General features: G+C 63.7%; 19 protein-coding genes. 14 read left to right on the top strand and 5 right to left on the bottom strand.

The window, feature by feature from the left end:
* The 11 genes from AB7F49_RS30785 to AB7F49_RS30735 form a co-directional block, all read left to right on the top strand.
* Positions 1 to 700, top strand: a 700-nt coding sequence (locus AB7F49_RS30785) for an isoprenyl transferase (protein WP_428529579.1), incomplete at its 5' end; no start/stop codon positions are given.
* 2 nt (positions 701 to 702) lie between these two features.
* Complete coding sequence (locus tag AB7F49_RS30780; RefSeq protein WP_428529577.1) at positions 703 to 1,563, top strand: phosphatidate cytidylyltransferase; 861 nt, start codon at positions 703 to 705, stop codon at positions 1,561 to 1,563.
* A gap of 23 nt (positions 1,564 to 1,586) precedes the next feature.
* Entirely contained in the window at positions 1,587 to 2,798 is a 1,212-nt protein-coding gene (gene dxr, locus AB7F49_RS30775) for a 1-deoxy-D-xylulose-5-phosphate reductoisomerase (protein ID WP_428529575.1), read from the top strand.
* A 31-nt stretch (positions 2,799 to 2,829) separates the two neighbouring features.
* Entirely contained in the window at positions 2,830 to 3,975 is a 1,146-nt protein-coding gene (gene rseP / locus AB7F49_RS30770; RefSeq protein ID WP_428529573.1) for an RIP metalloprotease RseP, read from the top strand.
* A 170-nt stretch (positions 3,976 to 4,145) separates the two neighbouring features.
* Positions 4,146 to 6,551, top strand: coding sequence for an outer membrane protein assembly factor BamA (gene bamA / locus AB7F49_RS30765; protein WP_428529581.1), 2,406 nt, complete (start codon positions 4,146 to 4,148; stop codon positions 6,549 to 6,551).
* A gap of 51 nt (positions 6,552 to 6,602) precedes the next feature.
* Complete coding sequence (lpxD, locus tag AB7F49_RS30760; protein WP_428529571.1) at positions 6,603 to 7,682, top strand: UDP-3-O-(3-hydroxymyristoyl)glucosamine N-acyltransferase; 1,080 nt, start codon at positions 6,603 to 6,605, stop codon at positions 7,680 to 7,682.
* Positions 7,675 to 8,133: a 3-hydroxyacyl-ACP dehydratase FabZ gene (gene fabZ / locus AB7F49_RS30755; protein WP_428529569.1), complete on the top strand. Its 459-nt coding sequence runs from the start codon at positions 7,675 to 7,677 to the stop codon at positions 8,131 to 8,133. Before lpxD ends, fabZ begins: the two co-directional genes overlap by 8 nt.
* Complete coding sequence (gene lpxA, locus AB7F49_RS30750; RefSeq protein ID WP_428529568.1) at positions 8,126 to 8,968, top strand: acyl-ACP--UDP-N-acetylglucosamine O-acyltransferase; 843 nt, start codon at positions 8,126 to 8,128, stop codon at positions 8,966 to 8,968. Before fabZ ends, lpxA begins: the two co-directional genes overlap by 8 nt.
* The gene (locus tag AB7F49_RS30745) at positions 8,965 to 9,846 is read left to right on the top strand and encodes an LpxI family protein (RefSeq protein WP_428529566.1); all 882 of its coding nucleotides are present in this window, start codon (positions 8,965 to 8,967) and stop codon (positions 9,844 to 9,846) included. Before lpxA ends, AB7F49_RS30745 begins: the two co-directional genes overlap by 4 nt.
* Positions 9,843 to 11,006 carry a lipid-A-disaccharide synthase gene (gene lpxB / locus AB7F49_RS30740; protein ID WP_428529564.1) on the top strand — a complete coding sequence of 388 codons (1,164 nt, stop codon included), beginning with the start codon at positions 9,843 to 9,845 and terminating at the stop codon, positions 11,004 to 11,006. Before AB7F49_RS30745 ends, lpxB begins: the two co-directional genes overlap by 4 nt.
* An 87-nt stretch (positions 11,007 to 11,093) precedes the next feature.
* Positions 11,094 to 12,134, top strand: a complete 1,041-nt coding sequence (locus AB7F49_RS30735; protein ID WP_428529563.1) for a beta-ketoacyl-ACP synthase III — start codon at positions 11,094 to 11,096, stop codon at positions 12,132 to 12,134.
* Between the two features lie 66 nt (positions 12,135 to 12,200).
* Here AB7F49_RS30735 and AB7F49_RS30730 read toward each other — a convergent pair whose 3' ends face one another.
* The 3 genes from AB7F49_RS30730 to gltX form a co-directional block, all read right to left on the bottom strand.
* Positions 12,201 to 12,485: a GlsB/YeaQ/YmgE family stress response membrane protein gene (locus tag AB7F49_RS30730; RefSeq protein ID WP_428529561.1), complete on the bottom strand. Its 285-nt coding sequence runs from the start codon at positions 12,483 to 12,485 to the stop codon at positions 12,201 to 12,203.
* A gap of 125 nt (positions 12,486 to 12,610) precedes the next feature.
* The gene (gltA, locus tag AB7F49_RS30725) at positions 12,611 to 13,921 is read right to left on the bottom strand and encodes a citrate synthase (protein WP_428529559.1); all 1,311 of its coding nucleotides are present in this window, start codon (positions 13,919 to 13,921) and stop codon (positions 12,611 to 12,613) included.
* Between the two features lie 192 nt (positions 13,922 to 14,113).
* The gene (gene gltX / locus AB7F49_RS30720) at positions 14,114 to 15,550 is read right to left on the bottom strand and encodes a glutamate--tRNA ligase (RefSeq protein ID WP_428529557.1); all 1,437 of its coding nucleotides are present in this window, start codon (positions 15,548 to 15,550) and stop codon (positions 14,114 to 14,116) included.
* Between the two features lie 200 nt (positions 15,551 to 15,750).
* On the opposite strand from gltX, the gene AB7F49_RS30715 reads away from it, so the two are divergent.
* Both AB7F49_RS30715 and AB7F49_RS30710 read left to right on the top strand, forming a co-directional pair.
* On the top strand, positions 15,751 to 17,433 hold the full coding sequence (locus AB7F49_RS30715; protein WP_428529555.1) for a glutamine--tRNA ligase/YqeY domain fusion protein: 1,683 nt from the start codon (positions 15,751 to 15,753) through the stop codon (positions 17,431 to 17,433).
* Positions 17,434 to 17,485: 52 nt separating this feature from the next.
* The gene (locus tag AB7F49_RS30710; RefSeq protein WP_428529553.1) at positions 17,486 to 18,568 is read left to right on the top strand and encodes a ComEC/Rec2 family competence protein; all 1,083 of its coding nucleotides are present in this window, start codon (positions 17,486 to 17,488) and stop codon (positions 18,566 to 18,568) included.
* Between the two features lie 29 nt (positions 18,569 to 18,597).
* On the opposite strand, the gene AB7F49_RS30705 is transcribed toward AB7F49_RS30710, so the two are convergent.
* Complete coding sequence (locus tag AB7F49_RS30705) at positions 18,598 to 19,737, bottom strand: site-specific integrase (protein WP_428529551.1); 1,140 nt, start codon at positions 19,735 to 19,737, stop codon at positions 18,598 to 18,600.
* Positions 19,734 to 20,111 carry a hypothetical protein gene (locus AB7F49_RS30700; protein WP_428529549.1) on the bottom strand — a complete coding sequence of 126 codons (378 nt, stop codon included), beginning with the start codon at positions 20,109 to 20,111 and terminating at the stop codon, positions 19,734 to 19,736. The genes AB7F49_RS30705 and AB7F49_RS30700 overlap by 4 nt, the downstream gene beginning before the upstream one ends.
* A gap of 100 nt (positions 20,112 to 20,211) precedes the next feature.
* Between AB7F49_RS30700 and AB7F49_RS30695 the strand changes: the two genes are divergently transcribed.
* On the top strand, positions 20,212 to 20,399 hold a 188-nt coding region (locus AB7F49_RS30695; protein ID WP_428529548.1), incomplete at its 3' end, for a helix-turn-helix domain-containing protein.

The raw sequence follows: 20,399 nt of genomic DNA, 5'->3' as shown, positions 1-20,399 counted from the left end.
TCACGTCGCCATCATCATGGATGGCAACGGCCGCTGGGCCGCTGCCCGCGGCCTGCCGCGGGGAGAGGGCCATCGCCGTGGCGTCGAGGCTCTGCGCCGTACCGTGCGCTCGGCTGGCGAAATCGGCATCGATATCCTGACACTGTTCGCCTTCAGCTCCGAGAACTGGTCGCGGCCGCCGTCTGAAATACGCGACCTGCTTGGCCTGCTGCGGCGCTTCATTCGCAACGACCTTGCCGAACTTCATCGCAACAATGTCCGCGTGCGGGTGATCGGCGAGCGCGACGATCTCGACCCGGACGTGCGCCGCCTCCTCGACGAAGCCGAAACCGTGACCCGCGGCAATGACGGCCTGACCCTGGTGGTGGCATTCAACTACGGGGCGCGCCAGGAGATTGCGCGGGCGGCGCGGCGTCTCCTGGAAGCGGTTTCCGCCGGACACCTGTCGGCGTCAGACGTCACGGCCGATCGGCTGTCGCGTTTCATGGATGCTCCCGATCTTCCTGATCCCGATCTGGTCATCCGCACCAGCGGCGAGCAGAGGCTCTCGAATTTCCTGTTATGGCAATCCGCCTACAGCGAACTGGTCTTCGTTCCGACCTTCTGGCCCGATTTCGACCGCGCCGCACTCGAACATGCGATCTCCGAATATGCGCGCCGCGAGCGACGTTTCGGCGGATTGGCTGCCGCCGGATCGTGATCATGAGCGGCGGCAAACCCTCGTTTCCACTGGGAGAGACGACGTCCACGCCGTCGGCGCGAAACCTGTTGCTGCGCGTCGCCTCGGCCGCGATCCTCGCTCCGCTTGCCATCGGCGTGGCGTGGCTGGGGAGTTGGCCGTTCACCATTTTCTGGGGTCTCGCCGCGATTGCGGTCTGGTGGGAATGGGTTGGTCTGGTCGAACCCTCCGGCCGCAACGTTGTGCTCGCGACCGGCATTTGCGCGCTGGTGCTGCAGGGGGTTTTGCTTGAGACCGGCAATCATTCGATTGCCGTGATGATCGTGGCGCTCGGCCTGCTTGCCGGGATCGTGACCGCCGGCAAGCGGGCGCCGATGGTCGCCTGCGGTTTGCTCTATGCATCGGCCCTGCTGATGTCGGCCGTGATTCTGCGCAACGATGCCGTCTGGGGCTTCGCGGCCATCGTGTTTCTCTATGCGGTGGTCTGGAGTACCGATATCGGCGGCTTTTTCGCAGGCCGCGCGATCGGTGGGCCGAAGCTTGTGCCCGCGATCAGCCCAAAGAAGACCTGGTCCGGTGCCGTCGGAGGAACCGTTGCCGGCGTGGTCGCCGCGATCGCCATTGCGGGGCTGTTCTCGATCCGCAACCCCGTCGCAATCGGGATGGTCGCGCTCGTTCTGTCGGTGGCCTCGCAAAGCGGCGACCTGTTCGAATCCTGGGTCAAGCGGCGCTACGACGCCAAGGACACCAGCGGGCTCATTCCGGGACATGGCGGCGTCATGGACCGGCTCGATGGCTTCATCTTTGCGGCGGCGGCGGCACTGGTGATCGGGTTCGCGCGTGGGGGATTCGACGCGCCCGCCTCTGGCCTGCTGATCTGGTAGCCATGGCAACGAGCGTCCCGCGCATGCCCAGCACCGATGGCGATCCCGGAGTCGCGCCGCGGGCGATCAGCATTCTCGGCGCCACCGGCTCGATCGGCATGAGCACGCTCGATCTGTTGGTGCGCAATCGCGACCGCTTTCGGGTCCAATCAGTGACCGCGCAACGCAACGCCGAAGGTCTGGCCAAGGCCGCGATCACGCTTGGCGCGCGCTTTGCCGCGATTGCGCAACCCGCGGCATACGGCGCGCTGAAATCCGCCCTGTCGGGGACCGCGATCGAGGCGGCGGCAGGCGATGAAGCGGTCATCGAAGCGGCCGCCCGTCCGGCCGACCTGGTCATGGCCTCGATCAGCGGCGCCGCGGGTCTTGCGCCGACCATGGCGGCGATCGAGCGGGGCACGACTGTCGCCATCGCCAACAAGGAATGCCTCGTCTGCGCCGGCGCATTGTTCATGCGGCGGGCAGCCGCCCGCGGGACCACGATCCTGCCGGTCGACTCCGAGCACAACGCGCTGTTTCAGGCTCTGGGCGCGGGCCGGCGTTGCGACGTGCGGCGCTTGATCCTGACCGCCTCCGGAGGACCATTCCGGACCTGGACCGCGGAGGCGGTCCGCAATGCGACCGTCGAGCAGGCACTGCGCCATCCGAACTGGTCGATGGGAGCCAAGGTGACCATCGATTCCGCGACCCTGATGAACAAGGGACTGGAACTGATCGAGGCGCATCACCTGTTCCAGACCCCGGCACGCGATATCGATGTCTTCGTCCATCCTCAGTCGATCGTGCACGGGATCGTCGAGTTCCGCGACGGATCGCTGGTCGCCCAGCTCGGCGCTCCGGACATGCGCATCCCGATCTCGCATTGCCTGGGCTGGCCTGAGCGCCTTGCGGAGCCGGCGCGGTGGCTGCGGCTCGAGGAACTCGCGAGCCTGACCTTCGAACCGCCGGACCTGGTCCGCTTCCCGGCCTTGCGGATCGCGCGAACCGCGCTGGAGGAGGGAGCTGGCGCGCCGACCGTGCTGAATGCCGCGAACGAGGTTGCGGTGGCCGAATTTCTGGCAGGCCGCCTCGGATTTGCCGCCATTCCGGCGCTCGTGGAAGCCACGCTGGATGCTGCGGCGCGAAAGGGGATGGTTCGCGAGCCGGCAAGCGTGGAGGAGGCGCTGGCGCTCGACCGGACCGCGAGGTCGATTGCAGGCGAGCTGACGGCTTCCGCTTCAGCTGTCCTTCACTAAATTGCCGCCATCTTGAGGATAGGGTCCGCTCATGGGTTTTCTTGACAATCTGAGCTTTTGGGGTGGCGGCTTTCCGGGCTCTTTGCTGCCGTTTCTGTTCGTCCTGACCATCGTGGTGTTTTTCCACGAGCTTGGCCATTTCCTGGTGGCACGGCTTTGCGGAGTGCGGGTGCTGGTCTTCTCGGTCGGTTTTGGTCCGGAACTGCTGGGCTTCAACGATCGCCACGGCACGCGCTGGAAAATTTCCGCGATCCCGCTCGGCGGCTATGTCAAGTTCTTCGGCGATGAGGATGCCGCGAGCACGCCCGACCATGCGAGCGTGTCGACCATGACCGCCGCGGAGCGCCGCGAGAGCTTTCATCATCAGAGCGTCGGAAAGCGCGCGGCCATCGTCGCCGCGGGGCCGTTCGCGAATTTCATCCTCGCCATTCTGATTTTCGCGGCGATTTTCGTCTTCTACGGCAAGCCGTCGACCTCCGCGCGGGTCGACGGCGTTCAGCCCGATAGCGCCGCTGCGGCCGCGGGCTTCCAGCCGGGAGACGTCGTCGTCGGGATCAACGGACGTCCGATCCAGACGTTTTCCGAAATGCAGCGGGTGGTGTCGACCAGCGCCGGCCAGGAACTCGCGGTCACGGTGGAGCGCGGGGGCGCCCGGCTGGAGCTGAAGGCGACGCCTGCGCTTCGCGAGATGAAGGACAATTTCGGCAATACCCACCGCATCGGGGTGCTTGGCATCAACCGTTCCATGGCGCCGACCGACGCCCAGCATCAGACGGTCTCGCCCTTGCCCGCGGTCTGGATGGGGGTCGAGGAGACCTGGTTCGTGATCGAGCGGACCATGTCGTATCTCGGCGGGGTGATTGCCGGACGTGAGGCCGCCGACCAGCTTGGCGGCCCGATCCGGATCGCGCAGGTCTCCGGACAGGTTGCCACGGTCGGATTTGTCGCCCTTATGAACCTGTCGGCGATCCTTTCGGTTTCAATCGGCCTGCTGAATCTGTTCCCCGTCCCGCTGCTCGATGGTGGTCATCTTTTGTTCTATGCCATCGAAGCCATCCGGGGCAAACCGCTCTCGGAACGCGCCCAGGAAATGGGCTTTCGCATCGGACTGGCCCTGGTGGTGATGTTGATGATTTTTGCAACGTTTAACGACATCATCCACCTGGCCGCTTCCTGATACCGCCTTTTTGGGGGATATCTGTGTGGCGGGGGGGCAACGTGCCGGGGCTTAGTCGCAGATTGGAGCGGTTTCGTTTGCGCCACCGGCGCGAGGCTGTAAAAATCAATTCCGTTAGGGACTTGGTGACGATTCTGAACGCCAAAGGGGTGGGACACGAGCGCGTGGTAATGGGAAGTGGTGCCCGGGTTTTGCGGGGTGTGGGGCTGGCGGCCTTTCTCCTCGGTGGATTTGTTTGTGGCCTCGCCGCACTTGCGGTGCCGGCAGGGCCCGCTATTGCCCAATCCGCAAGCAATATCGTGGTGGAAGGAAATCGACGGGTCGAGGCCGATACCATCCGCTCCTATTTCAGGGCGGCGGGCGGTCTCAGCGCCGCGCAGATCGATGAGGGCCTGAAAGGCCTCTATGCGACGGGGCTGTTCCAGGACATCCGTATCCGGCAGGCCGGAGGCCGGCTGATCGTGACCGTGGTGGAAAATCCGGTCATTAACCGCATCGCGTTCGAAGGAAACGTCAAAGCCAAAGACGAGCAACTCACCGCCGAGATCCAGTCCAAGGTGCGCGGGACGCTGTCGCGGCCCGTCGTGCAGTCCGACACCCAGCGCATCATCGAGCAATATCGCCGCAACGGCCGCTACGACGTGCGCGTGGTTCCGAAGATCATCGAACTGTCGAACAATCGCGTCGATCTGATTTTCGAGATCACCGAAGGCAAGAAGACCTCGGTCAAGAGCATCCGCTTCGTCGGGAACCGATTTTACCCCGACTATCGGCTCAAGGACGTCATCAAGACCACCGAGGCCAATATCCTCAGCTTTCTCAAGTCGTCGGACGTATACGACCCCGACCGCATTGAAGCCGATCGCGATCTCATCCGTCGCTTCTATCTCAAACATGGTTTTGCCGACGTGCGTGTCGTGTCCGCCGTGAGCGAATACGACCCCCAGGCCGGCGCTTTCTTCGTCACCTTCACCATCGACGAAGGGGAACAGTACAAGTTCGGCACCGTCGACATCCAGTCGAATGTCCGTGCCGTTGATGCGGCTTCGATCTACAACCGGCTCAAGACCAAGCCGGGCGCGGTCTACAATGCCGAGGCAGTCGAAAAATCGGTCGAGGCGATTGCGATCGACGTGGCGCGCCGCGGTTATCCTTTCGCGGTGGTGCGTCCCCGCGGCGACCGGGATTTTCAGAACCGGCTCATCAACGTCGCATACGTCGTGGAAGAAGGGGCTCGCGCCTATATCGAGCGCATCCAGATTCGCGGCAACACGCGTACGCGCGACTGGGTCATCCGGCGCGAATTCGATCTTGCCGAGGGCGACGCCTATAACCGGGCGCTGATCGACCGAGCCGAACGGCGTCTGAAGAATCTGAACTTCTTCAAATCCGTCAAGATCACCAACGAGCCGGGGACGTCTCCGGATCGCGTGGTCGTGAATGTCGAGGTCGAGGAGCAATCGACCGGAGAATTCTCGATTTCGGGCGGTTACTCGACCCAAGACGGCTGGCTCGGCGAAGTCTCGATCGGCGAACGCAATCTGCTCGGCCGCGGGCAGGCGGTCCGGGCGGCGGTGCAATATGGCCAGCGCGCGCGGGGCTTCGAGCTGTCGTTCGTGGAGCCGTATTTCCTCGATTATCGCATGGCGCTCGGGCTGGACTTCTACGCGAAGGAGACCAACGGGCAGCAATATACCTCGTACGATACCAAGACGATCGGTGGAGCCATCCGGCTGGGCTTTGAACTGCGCGAGGATCTTGCGCTGCAGCTACGCTACTCGCTCTATCAGCAAGAGCTGACGCTGCAGGAAGGGTACTCGACCTGCTTTTCGACCGTGCCGTGGAATCCGAACAACAAGCCGGCCGGATGCGGCGACGTCAGCATCGTTCCGTCGCTCCCGGTTCGCCTGAGCTTCAACGAGGGCGCGCAGCTGACGTCGATGTTCGGCTACAGCCTGATCTACAACACGCTCGACAACAACCGGAACCCGACGTCGGGACTTCGGTTCGAGCTGAAGCAGGATCTGGCGGGCCTCGGCGGGGACGTCAATTTCCTGCGAAGTTCGGGTGACGCCCGTTTCTACCACGAGGTCGTGCCGGATTATGTCGCCTTGCTTCGCCTGCAGGCCGGCAATGTGACGGCCTGGAACGGCAACGATCTGCGCATCCAGGATATGTACCAGGGTGGCCCCAATCTGGTGCGCGGCTTCCGACAGAACGGATTCGGGCCTCGCGACACCACGCCATGGACGACGAATGATGCGATCGGCGGCACCAATTTCTGGGCTGCGAGCGTCGAATTGTTCGTGCCGCTGTTCTTCATTCCCAAGGATATTGGCATCCGCGCGTCGCTTTTTGCCGATGCCGGCTCGGTCTGGAACTACAAGGGACCGACCAGCGCCCCGGGCGAAGTCATGACCTTCGAGGATTCAAAACTCATCCGCGCCGCGGTTGGCGCCGGTCTCATCTGGGATTCGCCTTTCGGACCGCTGCGGTTCGATTATGCGATCCCGCTCAGCAAGGAAAGCTACGACATCGTCCAGGAATTCCGCTTCGGCGGCGGGACGAGGTTCTGATCGGCGCGGGCCGTCGCCAGAATCCGCCGGAACGATGTGGCTTGCAGGCGGATGACCGAACCTTTTTTTTTCAGTCGCGGGGCCGGCCTGACTGCTGGCGAAATCGCGGTGCTGACCGGGGCAACGCTGTCCGATCCGTCGCTTTCCGACCGCCTGATATCGAATGTCGCGCCACTCGACCGGGCCGGTCCGCATGACCTCACCTTCTTCGAGAACCTTCGCTATTCGGAGGGGCTGCAATCGACCCGTGCTGGCGCATGCCTGATCAGCGAGCGCTTTGCGAGCGAAGCTCCGGCGGGACTTCTTCTGCTGGTTACCCGCGAGCCCTATCGCGGCTTTGTCGCGGTGACGCGCAAATTGTTCGCGCCGGCGCTGCGCCCCTCGTCGCTGTTTGAGGCCGATGGCGTCACGCCGGGAGCCTCGGTACACCCCAAGGCGCGGCTGGAGGATGGCGTCACGATCGAGCCTGGCGCGGTGATTGGACCGCGCGCCGAAATCGGCTCCGGCAGCCTGATCGGAGCTGGTGCGGTTGTCGGCGCCGGGGTACGAATCGGGCGCGATTGCAGCATTGGCGCACATTGTTCGATTACACACGCCCTGATCGGCGACCGGGTCATCCTGCATCCCGGCTGCCGGATCGGACAGGACGGTTTCGGCTACGTGATGGGCCCGCGCGGTCATGCCAAGGTCCCCCAGATCGGTCGTGTGATCATCCAGGATGACGTCGAGATCGGCGCCGGAACGGCGATCGACCGCGGCGCGATTCGTGACACCGTGATCGGCGAAGGCACAAAAATCGACAATCTGGTCCAGATTGGCCACAATGTGAGCGTGGGCCGGCACTGCGTGGTCGTCGCGCATTGCGCGATCGCCGGAAGCGTGACGCTTGAGGACTTTGTGGCCCTTGGCGGGCGCGTGACCATCAACAATCATGTCACCGTCGGAGAGGGTGCGCAGATCGCGGGGATGAGCGGCGTCAACTCGGATATTCCCGCGGGTGCCCGCTGGGCTGGCCTTCCCGCGAAGCCGGCCAAGGCCTGGATGCGCGAAGTGACATGGCTGGAGCGTGCGTCCCGAAAACACAGCGCCGACAAGCGGAAAGTGGAGGGCGAAGGCAAGGGCGATGGATGACAAGACGAAGCTGGATAGCGCCGATATCGCGCGTATCCTGAAATCGCTCCCGCACCGCTATCCGTTCCTGATGATTGATCGGGTCATCGACATGCGCGTGGATGAATCGGCGATCGGCATCAAGAATGTGACCGCGAACGAGCCGCAATTCATGGGACACTTCCCGGACAATCCGGTCTTTCCCGGAGTGTTGATGATCGAGGGCATGGCGCAAACCGCGGGGGTGCTGTGCATCTGTTCCGGCGAGGCCGGCAGCACGACAAAGAGCGTATTCTTTTTGACAATCGACAAGGCGAAGTTTCGCAAGCAGGTCATTCCGGGCGATACGATCGAGTACCATGTGACCAAAATCGCCAGGAAGCGCATGATGTGGTGGTATCGGGCCGAGGCGCGCGTGCAGGGTTCTCTGGTGGCGGAAGCCGAGGTCGGGGCAATGATCGTCAATGGCTGAAACGCCCGACACCTCCATCGATCCGACCGCTCGTATTTCGCCCGGCGCGGTGATTGGCAAGGGCGCGGTCATCGGTCCCTATTGTGTGGTCGGACCCAATGTCGTGGTCGGCGAGCATTGCCGGCTGACGAGTCATGTCGTGCTGTCGGGCCATACAACGGTCGGGGAACGTTCGGTGATCTATCCGTTCGCCTCGCTCGGCACGCCACCCCAATCGGTCAAATATCGCGGCGGACCGACCCGCCTCGTCATCGGCAGCGATTGCGAGATTCGCGAGAGCGTCACCATGAATACCGGGACCGAGGACGACGGTGGCGTTACCGAGGTCGGCAATCATTGCACTTTCATGGTCGGTTCGCATGTCGGGCATGATTGCAAGGTCGGCAACCACGTCACGCTCGCCAACAACGCCGTGCTCGGTGGCCACGTTATCATCGAAGACTATGTGTTCATGGGCGGTCATTCGGCCGCACATCAGTTCGTGCGGATCGGCGAGAGCGCGATGATTGCCGGTGTGACCGGGCTCGGTGCCGACGTGATCCCGTTCGGTTTCGCGATCGGGCAACGCGGCGAGCTCGACGGACTCAACGTCGTTGGCATGCGCCGGCGCGGTTATTCGCGGGCCGATATCCACGGGCTGCGCCAGGCTTACCGCGCATTGTTTCTGGTGCGGGGCCACTTCAAGGAACGGGTCGAAGCGGTCGAGCGAAATTTCGCCGACGATCCGGTCGTCGCCAGGGTCATCGCATTCATCAAGGCCGGCGGCTCGCGTCCGATCATGAAGGCGGGCAAGACCGGTCAGGCCGGAGAAAGAAGTCCGGCCGAAGAATCATGACCGTGCCGAACCCGCCGGCGGATTCGGGTCCGGTTGCCATCATTTGCGGAGGAGGCTCGTTTCCGTTCACGGTCGCGGATGCACTGATGAAGAGCGGCCGTGGCGCGGTCCTGTTCGCCCTGCGCGGCTTTGCCGACCCGGATCGCGTGACCGGCTATCCGCACCATTGGGCACATGTGACACAGCTCGGCCGCTTCTTGCGGCTGGCACGGCGGGAGGGCTGCCGCGATGTGATCTTCATCGGAACATTGGTGCGGCCGAGCTTTCGTCAGCTCGTCAATTTCGATCTGGCCACCTTGCGCGTGCTTCCTGGGGCGATCCGTCACTTCTATGGTGGCGACAATCATCTCCTGACGGGCATGGCGCGCATGCTGGAAGACCATGGCTTCCGACTCTTGGGTGCGCATGAAGTGGCGCCGGAAATCCTCGTGCCGGAAGGCGCGCTGGGGCAGGTGGCTCCGGCCCCGCGCGACCTCGACGACATTCACTACGGTCTCGAGGTGCTGCGGGCGATCGGCCCGTTCGATGTCGGGCAGGGAGTGGTGGTGGCGAACCGGCACGTGATCGCGGTCGAAGCCGCGGAGGGCACCGACCAGATGCTCACCCGGGTCGGGGAATTGCGGCAGAGCAAGCGTTTCCGCGCTCCGCCCGGCATCGGCGTTCTGGTCAAGGCACCCAAATCCGGACAGGACTGGCGTTTCGATCTGCCCTCGATCGGGCCGCGCACGATCGAGGGGATCATCGAGGCCGGCCTTGCCGGTCTCGCGGTCAAGGCTGGCGGGTCGATCATTGCCGAACCGCAGATTGTCGTGGAGAAAGCCGACCGCGCCGGGGTATTCGTGGCGGGATTTCCCGAAACCCCGGGCGGTTCGGCATGAAAGTGTTTCTGGTTGCGACCGAAGAATCCGGCGACCGGCTCGGCGCGTCACTGATGCAGGCGCTGAGGGAGAAGCTTGGCGACAGCGTCGAATTCCGGGGGGTCGGTGGATACGAGATGGCCGCGCAGGGCCTGCCTTCGTTGTTCCGTATCGACGACCTCGCGATTGTCGGACTGGCCGGGATCACCCAGGCATTGCCGAAAATCCTCGCGCGTATTCGTCAGACCGCCCGCGCGGCGCTGGATGAAAAACCCGATGTCATGGTCATCATCGATTCTCCGGATTTCACGCATCGGGTCGCTCGTCGGGTCCGCAAGAAGAATCGTGCCATCCCGATCGTGAATTATGTCTCCCCATCGGTCTGGGCCTGGCGGCCCGGGCGCGCACGCGCCATGAGCCATTACATCGACCACGTCCTGGCGCTTTTGCCGTTCGAACCGGATGTGCACCAGAAGCTCGGTGGACCGGCCTGTACCTATGTGGGGCATCCGCTGATCGAACAGATCGGTGAACTGCGCCCCGGCCCCGAGGAAGCCGGCCGGCGCACCAGCGGGACTCCGCTGCTTCTGGTATTGCCCGGCAGCCGCAAGAACGAGATCCGGCGCCTGATCGAGCCCTTCGGCCGCACCATCGAGCGGATCGCCAAAACGGTCTGGCCGATCGACATCGTCATTCCCACGACCCCGCATCTGCAGGACCTGGTTCTGCGCGAAACCGCGCGATGGCCGCTGCGACCGAAAATCGTGGTCAAGCGCGAGGACCGGCGGGCGGCGTTCCGCGCGGCGCGCGCGGCGCTCGCCAAGTCGGGCACGGTGACCCTGGAACTAGGACTTTCTGGCGTGCCCATGATCACCGCATACAAGGTGGCTCCGTGGGAGGCGGCGATCGCCCGTCGCCTGATCCGGGTACCATCGGTGATCCTGACCAATCTGGTGCTCGGCGAGAATGTCGTTCCCGAATTCATCCAGACCGATTGCACCCCGGACCGGCTCTGTGCCGCGCTCGCGCCGCTTCTGGCGGACAGTCCCGAACGGAAGCGGCAGATCGAGGCCTTCGCGCGGCTCGACGGGATCATGGAGATCGGCCGCGCCCAGCCGGCGATGCGGGCCGCCGAAATCGTTGAGGAAGTTGCGACCAAATCCAGGCAGCGGGTCCCGTAATCCGTCCGAAAGGCTGGCATCCGGCCCCGTAACCGCCTAATTTGCAGCGTCCTGTCCTCACCCTTCGCCCCCGACCGGCGAGCGCCCATGCGTAATGGCATAAATCTAAAAACACCAGCAATAACAGGCGTTTGCGGTTATCTCCCGGAATACGTTCTGAGCAACACCGAACTGGCGCGGATGGTCGACACGTCCGATGCCTGGATCACCGAGCGTACCGGGATTCAGGAGCGCCGGATTCTGAAGGGCGAGGGCCTCGGCACCTCCCATATGGGCGCGGAAGCGGTCAAGGGGCTGCTCGAACGCACCGGCAACAAGCCGTCCGATGTCGACATGCTGATCTGTGCGACCACCACGCCGGACATGGTGTTTCCGTCCACCGCCAATCTGATTTCCGACATGGTCGGCCTCGGACCGGTCGGCTCGTTCGATGTGCAGGCGGCGTGTTCCGGCTTCATCTACGCGATCACCATTGCCTCTCAATTCGTCGCCAATGGTCAATGCAGAAAGGTGGTCGTGGTCGGCGCCGACAAGATGTCGGCCATTATCGACTATACCGACCGCGCCACCTGCGTGCTGTTCGGTGACGGCGCCGGCGCGGTGCTGATCGAGCCCAGTCCGAACGGGGAAGGCATCCTCGATACGCTGATCCGCTCCGATGGTTCGGGGATGATCCATCTGCATCAGAAGGCCGGCGGCAGCCGCCTGCCACCCTCCGCAGAGACCGTGGCGAAGCGGATGCATTACGTTCACCAGGAGGGCGCGGCGGTCTACAAATTCGCCATCGCCAAGATGGCCGAAGTGGCCGGCGAGATCATGAGCCGCAACAACCTGCGCGGCGACATGATCCAGTGGCTGGTGCCGCATCAGGCCAACCGGCGCATCATCGAATCCACAGCCGAGCGCATGGGCATGCCGATGGATCGCGTGATGATGACGATCCAGAAATACGGCAACACCACCGCGGCGACGATTCCACTGTGCCTGTGGGACTACGAGAGCAAGCTCAAGGTCGGCGACCGCCTGATCCTGGCGGCGTTCGGGGGCGGCTTCACCTGGGGCGCAGCCTATGTGACCTGGGCCTATGACGGGGCCGCGCGCGCCGGCAATGGCGCGCAGGCGGCGTGACCCGGCGTTATCGCTGGGCGCGGCGCGTGCCAAGCCTGCTTGCCCAGCGGTTCTGGAGGTCCAGAGCTACTTCCCGTACTTGTCCCACGCCCAGATCGCCAGCAGGATGATCAGCGAACCGACGAAGGCGGCAACGACGTCGCGCAGCGAGATCGAAATCCGGTCGAGGTTTGGAAACAGCCCGAACAGTCTGAACAGGAAGCCACCGAGCAGTGCGCCGACAAGGCCGAGCGCGGCGTTGCGCCAAATGCCGAAGCCGGCCTTGTGCCAGGTGATGGCGTAGCCCGCGAGCGTGCCGCCGAGCAAACCCACCACGACCCATACGATCAATTGCGCAAGTGTTGGCATCATGGCTCATCTCCCCGCCTGCTGCATGAGGCACACGGGGGAACTCTAGACACAAAGGGGTGCCGCCAAAAGCAAAAGGCCGGCTGCAGGAGCCGGCCTTCCGAAAAAGCTGGGACTAACTTGGCCCGTCACGCCTTCCGGGTCGAAATCGGGACGTAGTCGCGACGGGTCGGGCCGGTATAGAGCTGGCGCGGCCGGCCGATCTTCTGCTGCGGGTCCTCGATCATTTCCTTCCATTGCGCGATCCAGCCAACCGTTCGCGCCACCGCAAAAAGAACGGTGAACATCGAGGTCGGGAAGCCCATCGCCCGCAGCGTGATGCCGGAATAGAAGTCAATATTCGGATAGAGCTTCTTGTCGATGAAGTAATCGTCGTGCAGCGCGACGCGCTCCAGCTCCATCGCGACCTGCAGCAACGGATCGTCCTGGTGGCCGACTTCGGACAAGACCTCGTGGCAGGTCTTCTGCATGATCTTCGCGCGCGGGTCGTAATTCTTGTAGACGCGGTGACCGAACCCCATCAGCCGGAAGGAATCGTTCTTGTCCTTGGACCGCTTGATGTATTCGGGGATGCGGTCGACGCTTCCGATCTCCTCCAGCATCTTCAGCGCGGCTTCGTTGGCGCCGCCATGCGCCGGACCCCACAGGCAGGCGACGCCGGCGGCGATGCAGGCGAACGGATTGGCACCCGACGATCCGGCAAGCCGCACCGTCGAGGTCGATGCATTCTGCTCATGGTCGGCATGCAGGATGAAGATGCGGTCCATCGCGCGCGCCAGCACCGGATTTGGCTTGTATTCCTCGGTCGGCACCGCGAAGCACATCTTCAGGAAGTTCGAGGAATAATCGAGCGCATTGGTCGGATACACGAAGGGCTGCCCGATGGTGTATTTGAAGGCCATGGCCGCGAGCGTCGGCAGCTTCGCGATCATGCGGATCGAGGCGACAAGGCGCTGATACGGATCGGAGATGTCGGTGGAGTCATGATAGAAGGCCGACAGCGCGCCGACCGATCCCACCATCACCGCCATCGGATGGGCGTCGCGCCGGAAGCCCTGAAAGAACCGGCTCATCTGCTCGTGCACCATGGTGTGGTTGGTCACGCGCTTGACGAAATCCGCCTTCTGGGTTGCGGTCGGCAATTCGCCGAACAGCAGCAGGTAGCAGGTCTCCAGGAAGTCGCCGTGTTCGGCGAGCTGCTCGATCGGGTAGCCGCGATAGAGCAGGATGCCCTCGTCGCCGTCGATATAGGTGATTTTGGATTCGCAGCTCGCGGTCGATGTAAAACCCGGGTCGTAGGTGAACATTCCCGTCGCCGCGTACAGCTTCGAGATGTCGACGACCTCGGGCCCAATGGTGCCGGCCTTGACCGGGAAATTATGGCTTTCGTCGCCGACAGTGACCTTTGCGGTCTTGCTGCTCGCCGTTTTCGCGTCCATCGGCATCCCCTGAGAACAGCCCGGTTCTGGACGGATTGGCCGGTCGAATACCGACCGGTTCTCAAGCCCAGCACCAAGGGAATTGGTCCAGCGTTGTGGCGTATCCCATCCGTTTCCGCACTGCAAGATGGGCGAAAGTCGGCCCGGGCGCCGCAATCTTTCGCACCGCCCCGCAGTTGGAAAGGCTTCCGCTCAGGCCGCGACCGATCCGTCCGCCTGCGCCTGTTCGCGAATGCGTGCGAGGCTGTCGGCCTTGCCGAGCACCGCCAACACGTCGAATATGCCGGGCGACGTGATACGGCCGGTCAGGGCCGCGCGCAGCGGCTGGGCCACCGATCCGAGTTTCACATTTTCGCACTCGGCATAAGTTCGAACCGCGGCTTCGGCGGTCTCCGCCGACCAGTCCGGGATCGCCTCGAAATTCGGAAGCAGCCCGCGCAACAGCGCCCGCGCTTCCGCGGTCAGCAGGGCTCGCGCCTTGTCTTCCATCGGCAGCGGCCGGTCCGCCCAGATGAAACGTGAATTCTCCAGAAGCTCGACCAGCGTCTTGGCGCGTTCTTTCAGGCCCGGCATCGCCTTCAGCAGCTTTTCGCGCAGCACATCGTCGAGCTTTGCCGCAAGCTCGGCGCCGCCCGCAATGAAGGGCAGGGCACGCTCGAGTTCTGCCAGCAACGTGGCGTCATCGGTCGCCCGCATGTAGTGGCCGTTCAGGCTTTCCAGCTTCACGAAGTCGAAGCGGGCGGCGGAGCGTCCGATCTGCGAAAGGTCGAAGAAGCCGATCATCTCATCGGTCGAAAAAATCTCCTGGTCGCCATGACTCCAGCCGAGCCGGACGAGGTAGTTTCGCAGCGCCTCGGGCAGGTAGCCCATCGCGCGATACGCATCGACCCCAAGCGCACCATGCCGTTTGGACAGCTTCGACCCGTCCGGACCGTGGATCAGCGGAATATGCGCCATCACTGGAACCGGCCAGCCGAGCGCTTCGTAAATCTGTTTCTGGCGCGCGGCATTGGTCAGATGATCGTCGCCGCGGATGATGTGGGTGACGCCCATGTCGTGGTCGTCGACCACCACCGCGAGCATGTAGGTCGGATTTCCGTCGGAACGCAGCAGGACTAGATCGTCGAGATCCTCGTTCTGCCAGACCACGCGGCCCTGCACCTGGTCTTCGATCACCGTCTCGCCGGTCAGCGGCGCCTTCAGCCGGATCACGGGTTTCGCCCCGGGTGGCGCGTCCGCCGGATCGCGGTCGCGCCAGCGTCCGTCATACATGCGGGCGCGGCCGTCGGTGCGTGCGGCCTCCCGCATCTGGGCGAGTTCCTCGGGTGTCGCAAAGCAGCGATAGGCACGACCGGTGGCGAGGAGCTGTTCGGCGACCTCGCGGTGGCGGGAGGCGCGCGAAAACTGATGAACCGCCTCGCCATCCCAGGTGATCCCCAGCCAGGTCAGACCGTCGAGGATCGCCTCGATCGCTGTCTCGGTCGATCGCTGCCGGTCGGTATCCTCGATCCGCAGCAGCATCCTGCCGCCGCGGCCGCGCGCGTAGAGCCAGTTGAACAGCGCCGTGCGCGCACCGCCGATGTGCAGGAAGCCGGTCGGAGAGGGGGCGAAGCGGGTGACAACGGTCATCGGGCAAGCGTATCGGTTTCGGTCCGGCCCCTCTAACATGGGGCGCGAAATGCGGAAACAGCGCTTTGCCGGTCATTGCGGCAATGACAGGGCAGGGTTACTTCAGCGCTGCCGAGCATGAACGCGGCGGCGCTTGGCGCACCGGGACGGATTTGGCAGAGATATCCGCTGCGATCCTCATCGCATGCGAGAGAGGCAAGATGGCGGTGGACGATACGTCGAATGTGGACGCGGGGCGCGATTTCATCCGCGACATCGTGCAGGCCGATCTCGAGTCGGGACGTCACAGGAGCGTGGTCACGCGCTTTCCTCCGGAGCCGAACGGCTACCTGCATATCGGACACGCCAAGTCGATCGGGCTGAATTTCGGCATCGCGGAGGAATTCGGCGGGCACTGCCATCTTCGCTTCGACGACACCAATCCGGTCAAGGAGGAGCAGGAATATATCGACGCCATCGAGGCCGATGTGCGCTGGCTCGGCTATGACTGGGGACCGCATCTCTATCATGCCTCCGACTATTTCGAGCAGCTCTATGAATGGGCCGAATTGCTCATCAGGGCGGGCAAGGCCTATGTCGATGACCAGTCGCAGGAGGAGATCCGTACCAATCGCGGCACGCTGACCGAGCCGGGACGAAATTCGCCATTCCGCGAGCGCTCGGTGGAGGAGAATCTCGACCTGTTCCGTCGCATGCGGGCTGGCGAATTCCCGAACGGCGCGCGGGTGCTGCGCGCGAAGATCGACATGGCGTCGGGCAATATCAACCTGCGCGATCCGGTGCTCTATCGCATCCTGCACGCCACCCATCCCCGCACCGGCGATGCCTGGAAAATCTATCCGAGCTACGACTATGCGCACGGCCAGTCAGATGCCATCGAGCACGTCACGCATTCGATCTGCACGCTCGAATTCGAGGATCACCGCCCGCTCTATGACTGGTTCATCGAGAATTTGCCGGTCCCCTCGCGTCCGCGCCAGTATGAGTTCGCACGCCTCAATCTCAGCTACACGATCCTGTCGAAACGCGTGCTGACAAGGCTGGTTCAGGACGGCCACGTTTCCGGCTGGGACGATCCGCGCATGCCGACGCTGGCGGGCCTGCGGCGCCGCGGCGTGCCGCCTTCGGCGCTGCGCGATTTCGTCAGGCGCATCGGAGTCGCCAAGGCGAATTCCGTCGTCGATGTCCAGATGCTGGATTTTGCAATCCGCGAGACGCTGAACCGCAGCGCGCTGCGGCGCATGGCCGTGCTCAAGCCGCTCAGGGTGGTGATCGAGAATTATCCGGAGGGCCGAACCGAGGAGCTCGAAGCGGCCAACCATCCGGACGATGCGGGCGCGGGCACGCGCCGGATTCGGTTCGGCCGGGAAATCTTCATCGAGCAGGACGACTTCATGGAGAATCCGCCGAAGAAATTCTTCCGGCTGTCTCCCGGCGCCGAAGTGCGGCTGCGCTATGCCTATTTCATCACCTGCCGCGAGGTGAAGAAGAATGCCGAAGGCGAAGTCGTCGAGCTGCGCTGCAGCTACGATCCCGCCACCCGGGGCGGCAATGCGCCGGACGGACGAAAAGTGAAAGCCACGATCCACTGGGTGTCGGCGCAGGATGCGGTCTCGGCCGAGGTGCGGCTCTATAATCCGCTGTTCACCAGGCCGGATCCGGATGCCGCCAATTTTTCCAGCGAGCTGAACCCGAACTCGCTCGAGGTGCTGTCCGATGCGAAGCTTGAACCGGCCATCGTCGCCGACAATGCCGCGGGGCCTGCCCAGTTCGAACGGCTGGGCTATTTCGTCCGCGACCGCGATTCTACGCCTGGCCGGCCGGTCTTCAGCCGCACCATCGGATTGCGGGACACCTGGGCGAAGGTATCCGCGGGCGGATGACCTCGTTCTGATGTAGCCTTTTCGCCCAGGCAAGGTGCCGGGGCGGGGGCTCATGGCAGGCAAGGGCGAGCCGGAGGGCCAAGATCGTGCGCGAGGCGGCGCCCGCGCCGGCGCGCGGGCTGGCACCCGAACCTGGCCGCTCGGGGCTCGCGCCCGCGGTCAGCCGTCAGCGGGCTGGATCGATGTACTCGCTCCGGTCGCGCGGCGCGCGGGTGGCCGCGTCGCCGACTGGATCGCCCACGATGTGGCGCCGGGGCGGCTCGTCCCGTGGCTTCCGGTCGCATTCGGATTGGGGATCGTCCTTTACTTCACCGCGGACCGTGAACCGCTGCTGTGGGCCGGATTGGGCGCGACCGCAGCCACACTTGCGCTCTGCCTCGTCATGCGCGCGCGGCCGGTGGCATTTCCGGTCGCGGTCGCCGCGGCGGCGGTCATTCTTGGCTTCACGCTCGCGACATGGAAGACCGCCCGCATCGCGCATCCGGTGCTCGGTGCGCCAGCCTTCAATGTCGCCCTGTCCGGCTTCGTCGAACGGCGCGAGGAGCGGGAACGCAGCGACCGCCTCGTGATCCGCGTCCACAGCATGAGCGGCGCACGGCCGGACATCAAGCTCGAACGCGTCCGCGTGTCGGTCAGAAAGGGTACGGCACCCCCGGTCGCGGCATTTGTCGCTTTCCGGGCGCGCCTCTACCCGCCGCTCTCGCCGCTGCGTCCGGGAGGCTATGATTTCGCGCGCGATTATTACTTCCAGCAGCTCGGCGGCACCGGCTTCGTGCTGGGCCCGATCCGGGAGGTGGCTGCGCCGCATTCCCCCGGGCTGCAATTGCGCTGGGTCGCGGCCATCGGGTCGCTGCGCGATGCGATCGACGAACGGATCCGCGCGGCGCTCCCGGGCGATACCGGCGCCATCGCCTCGGCGCTCATCACCGGCAAGCGCGATGCGATCTCGTCATCCGTGAACGATGCGATGTATGTGTCGAGCCTCGCGCATGTCCTGTCGATTTCCGGCTATCACATGGCGGTGGTAGCCGGTGTCGTGTTCTTCGTGATCCGCGCCGGGCTTGCGCTGTTCCCGATGGTCGCGAGCCGTTGTCCGATCAAGAAAAGGGCAACCCTATTTGAAATGATTGGGTAATTCGTCCGGTTGCTACCGGATTGCTACCATCACCGCTTCATGGCTTTGCGCATCGCTGCATCGATCGTGGCCGCGGCATCGTCCTGCATCGACGGCATGACGTGGCTGTAGGTGTCGAGTGTCAGTTGGATGCTCGCGTGCCCGAGCCGCTCTTGCACGACCTTTGGATGAACGCCGGTCGCCAGCAAGTGCGTCGCGTGACTGTGCCGCAGGTCGTGCAGCCGGATACGGGGCAGGCCGCTGCTTTTGATCAACCGGACGAACGAATGCGTCAGCAGGCGCGGCGGCCACGGCGAGCCGTCCTCCCGCAGACAGACATGGGTTTCATCGGTTTGGCGGATGCCGAGTCGTAGCAGGTCTTCAGCTTGCTGCAGGCGATGCCGGCGCAACTCTTCGACCACAAGCGAGGGCAGCGCAACGGTGCGCCCGCGGCCGCTCTTCGGTGGCTTCTCCCGCGTGCCGCGTTCTGTCTGCTCAATGCTGGTCGATACGGATAGGCTTGCAGTGTCGAGCGAGAGACGGCTCCAGCGGATCGCAGCAACTTCGGCACGCCGCAGGCCGCAGAGCGCAAACAGGACGATCGGCATATAGAGCCGCCCGCCCTTGGCGTATTCGATCAGCTTCGCGGTGGTGCCGACGTCGTGCACCTTCATCTCTTTCCGCTCGATCCGCGGCGGCTTGCATGATGCGGCCGGGTTGGTCGTGAGCAAATTCCAGGTGACGGCTTGCTTCAGCGCCTGTGAGAGCGTCCGGTGCATCATGCCGACTGAGCGCGGCGACAGACCGCCACCCCTCTTACGTCCGCTCTGCAGCGCTTCGCTGTACGCCTTCGCGATCTGATCCGGCTTCAGCTTGGACAAGAGCGCATTGCCGAGCGCAGGCAAGATCAGGAATTGCACGTTCTCACGGTAAATCTCGATCGTGCGCGGACTGACCTGCGTCGACATATGCTCGAGCCAGCGGTCTAGAAATTCGCGAACCGTGACCTTTTCCGGATCCAGCGCGGTGCCGCGCTTGGCCTCTGTGATAAGCCTCGCGGCCTCGATTTGGGCGCCGCGCTTGTTGCCTGTGAACGAATGCCATTTGCGCTTGCGCTTGCCGCTCGCGTCGCGGGTGTCGACGACGATCGCCCAATGGCCGGGAGATCGCTCGCGGATATGACCCTTCATTGCTGATCGTCCTTTGGTGCGAAGCCCGCCTTAGCGAAGGCGTTCGTGATCGCGGTCTCTATGGCGACTCCAATGTTCAATTGCAGCGTCTCGAGTTCGTTGATCCGGTCCTGCGCCTCGTGGAGTTGGTCCTGCATTTTGTTTCGCTGATCGACGTAATACTGCAGTGTTTCAGCGTGGGTTTTGTCTTCTCTGAAAGATTGTTCGATGCGGCGCTCCGCCTCCTGGGCGAGCGAAAATCCAGACGCTTTCGCCGCGTCTTCAAGGTGCTTCCGAATGTCAAAGGTCGTTCGCATGTTCAGCGGATAACGCTTGCCGGCGACCGCTTTTCTTGTGGATTTCGCGCGAGGGGGCATCGGTTCGTCCTGTTTCATCCCGTCTAGTGCGTAATCTATAACGCAGCACCCCTTGCGCTGCAACCGGCAAATCACTTATGCCTGTGCGTAATCTATCACGCAAAGGAGGTCATTTGCGATGGCGCTCGAAAGCATTAATCCCCCGAACGGGGTGGCTGTTACCAAGCAGGTCTATGACATTCCGGAAGCGGGCCGGATGCTAGGGCTAAGCCGCAATGCGGCTTACGCGGCGGCGGCCCGCGGTGAAATTCCGATAATCGAGATCGGCCGATTGAAGAAGGTGCCCAAGGCGGCGCTTCACAAGAT

Source organism: Pseudorhodoplanes sp. (genome assembly GCF_050250235.1).
Classification (GTDB): Bacteria; Pseudomonadota; Alphaproteobacteria; order Rhizobiales; family Xanthobacteraceae; genus Pseudorhodoplanes.
Note: the sequence above shows the minus strand (reverse complement) of the source record. Positions and strands in the feature narration are given on the sequence as shown.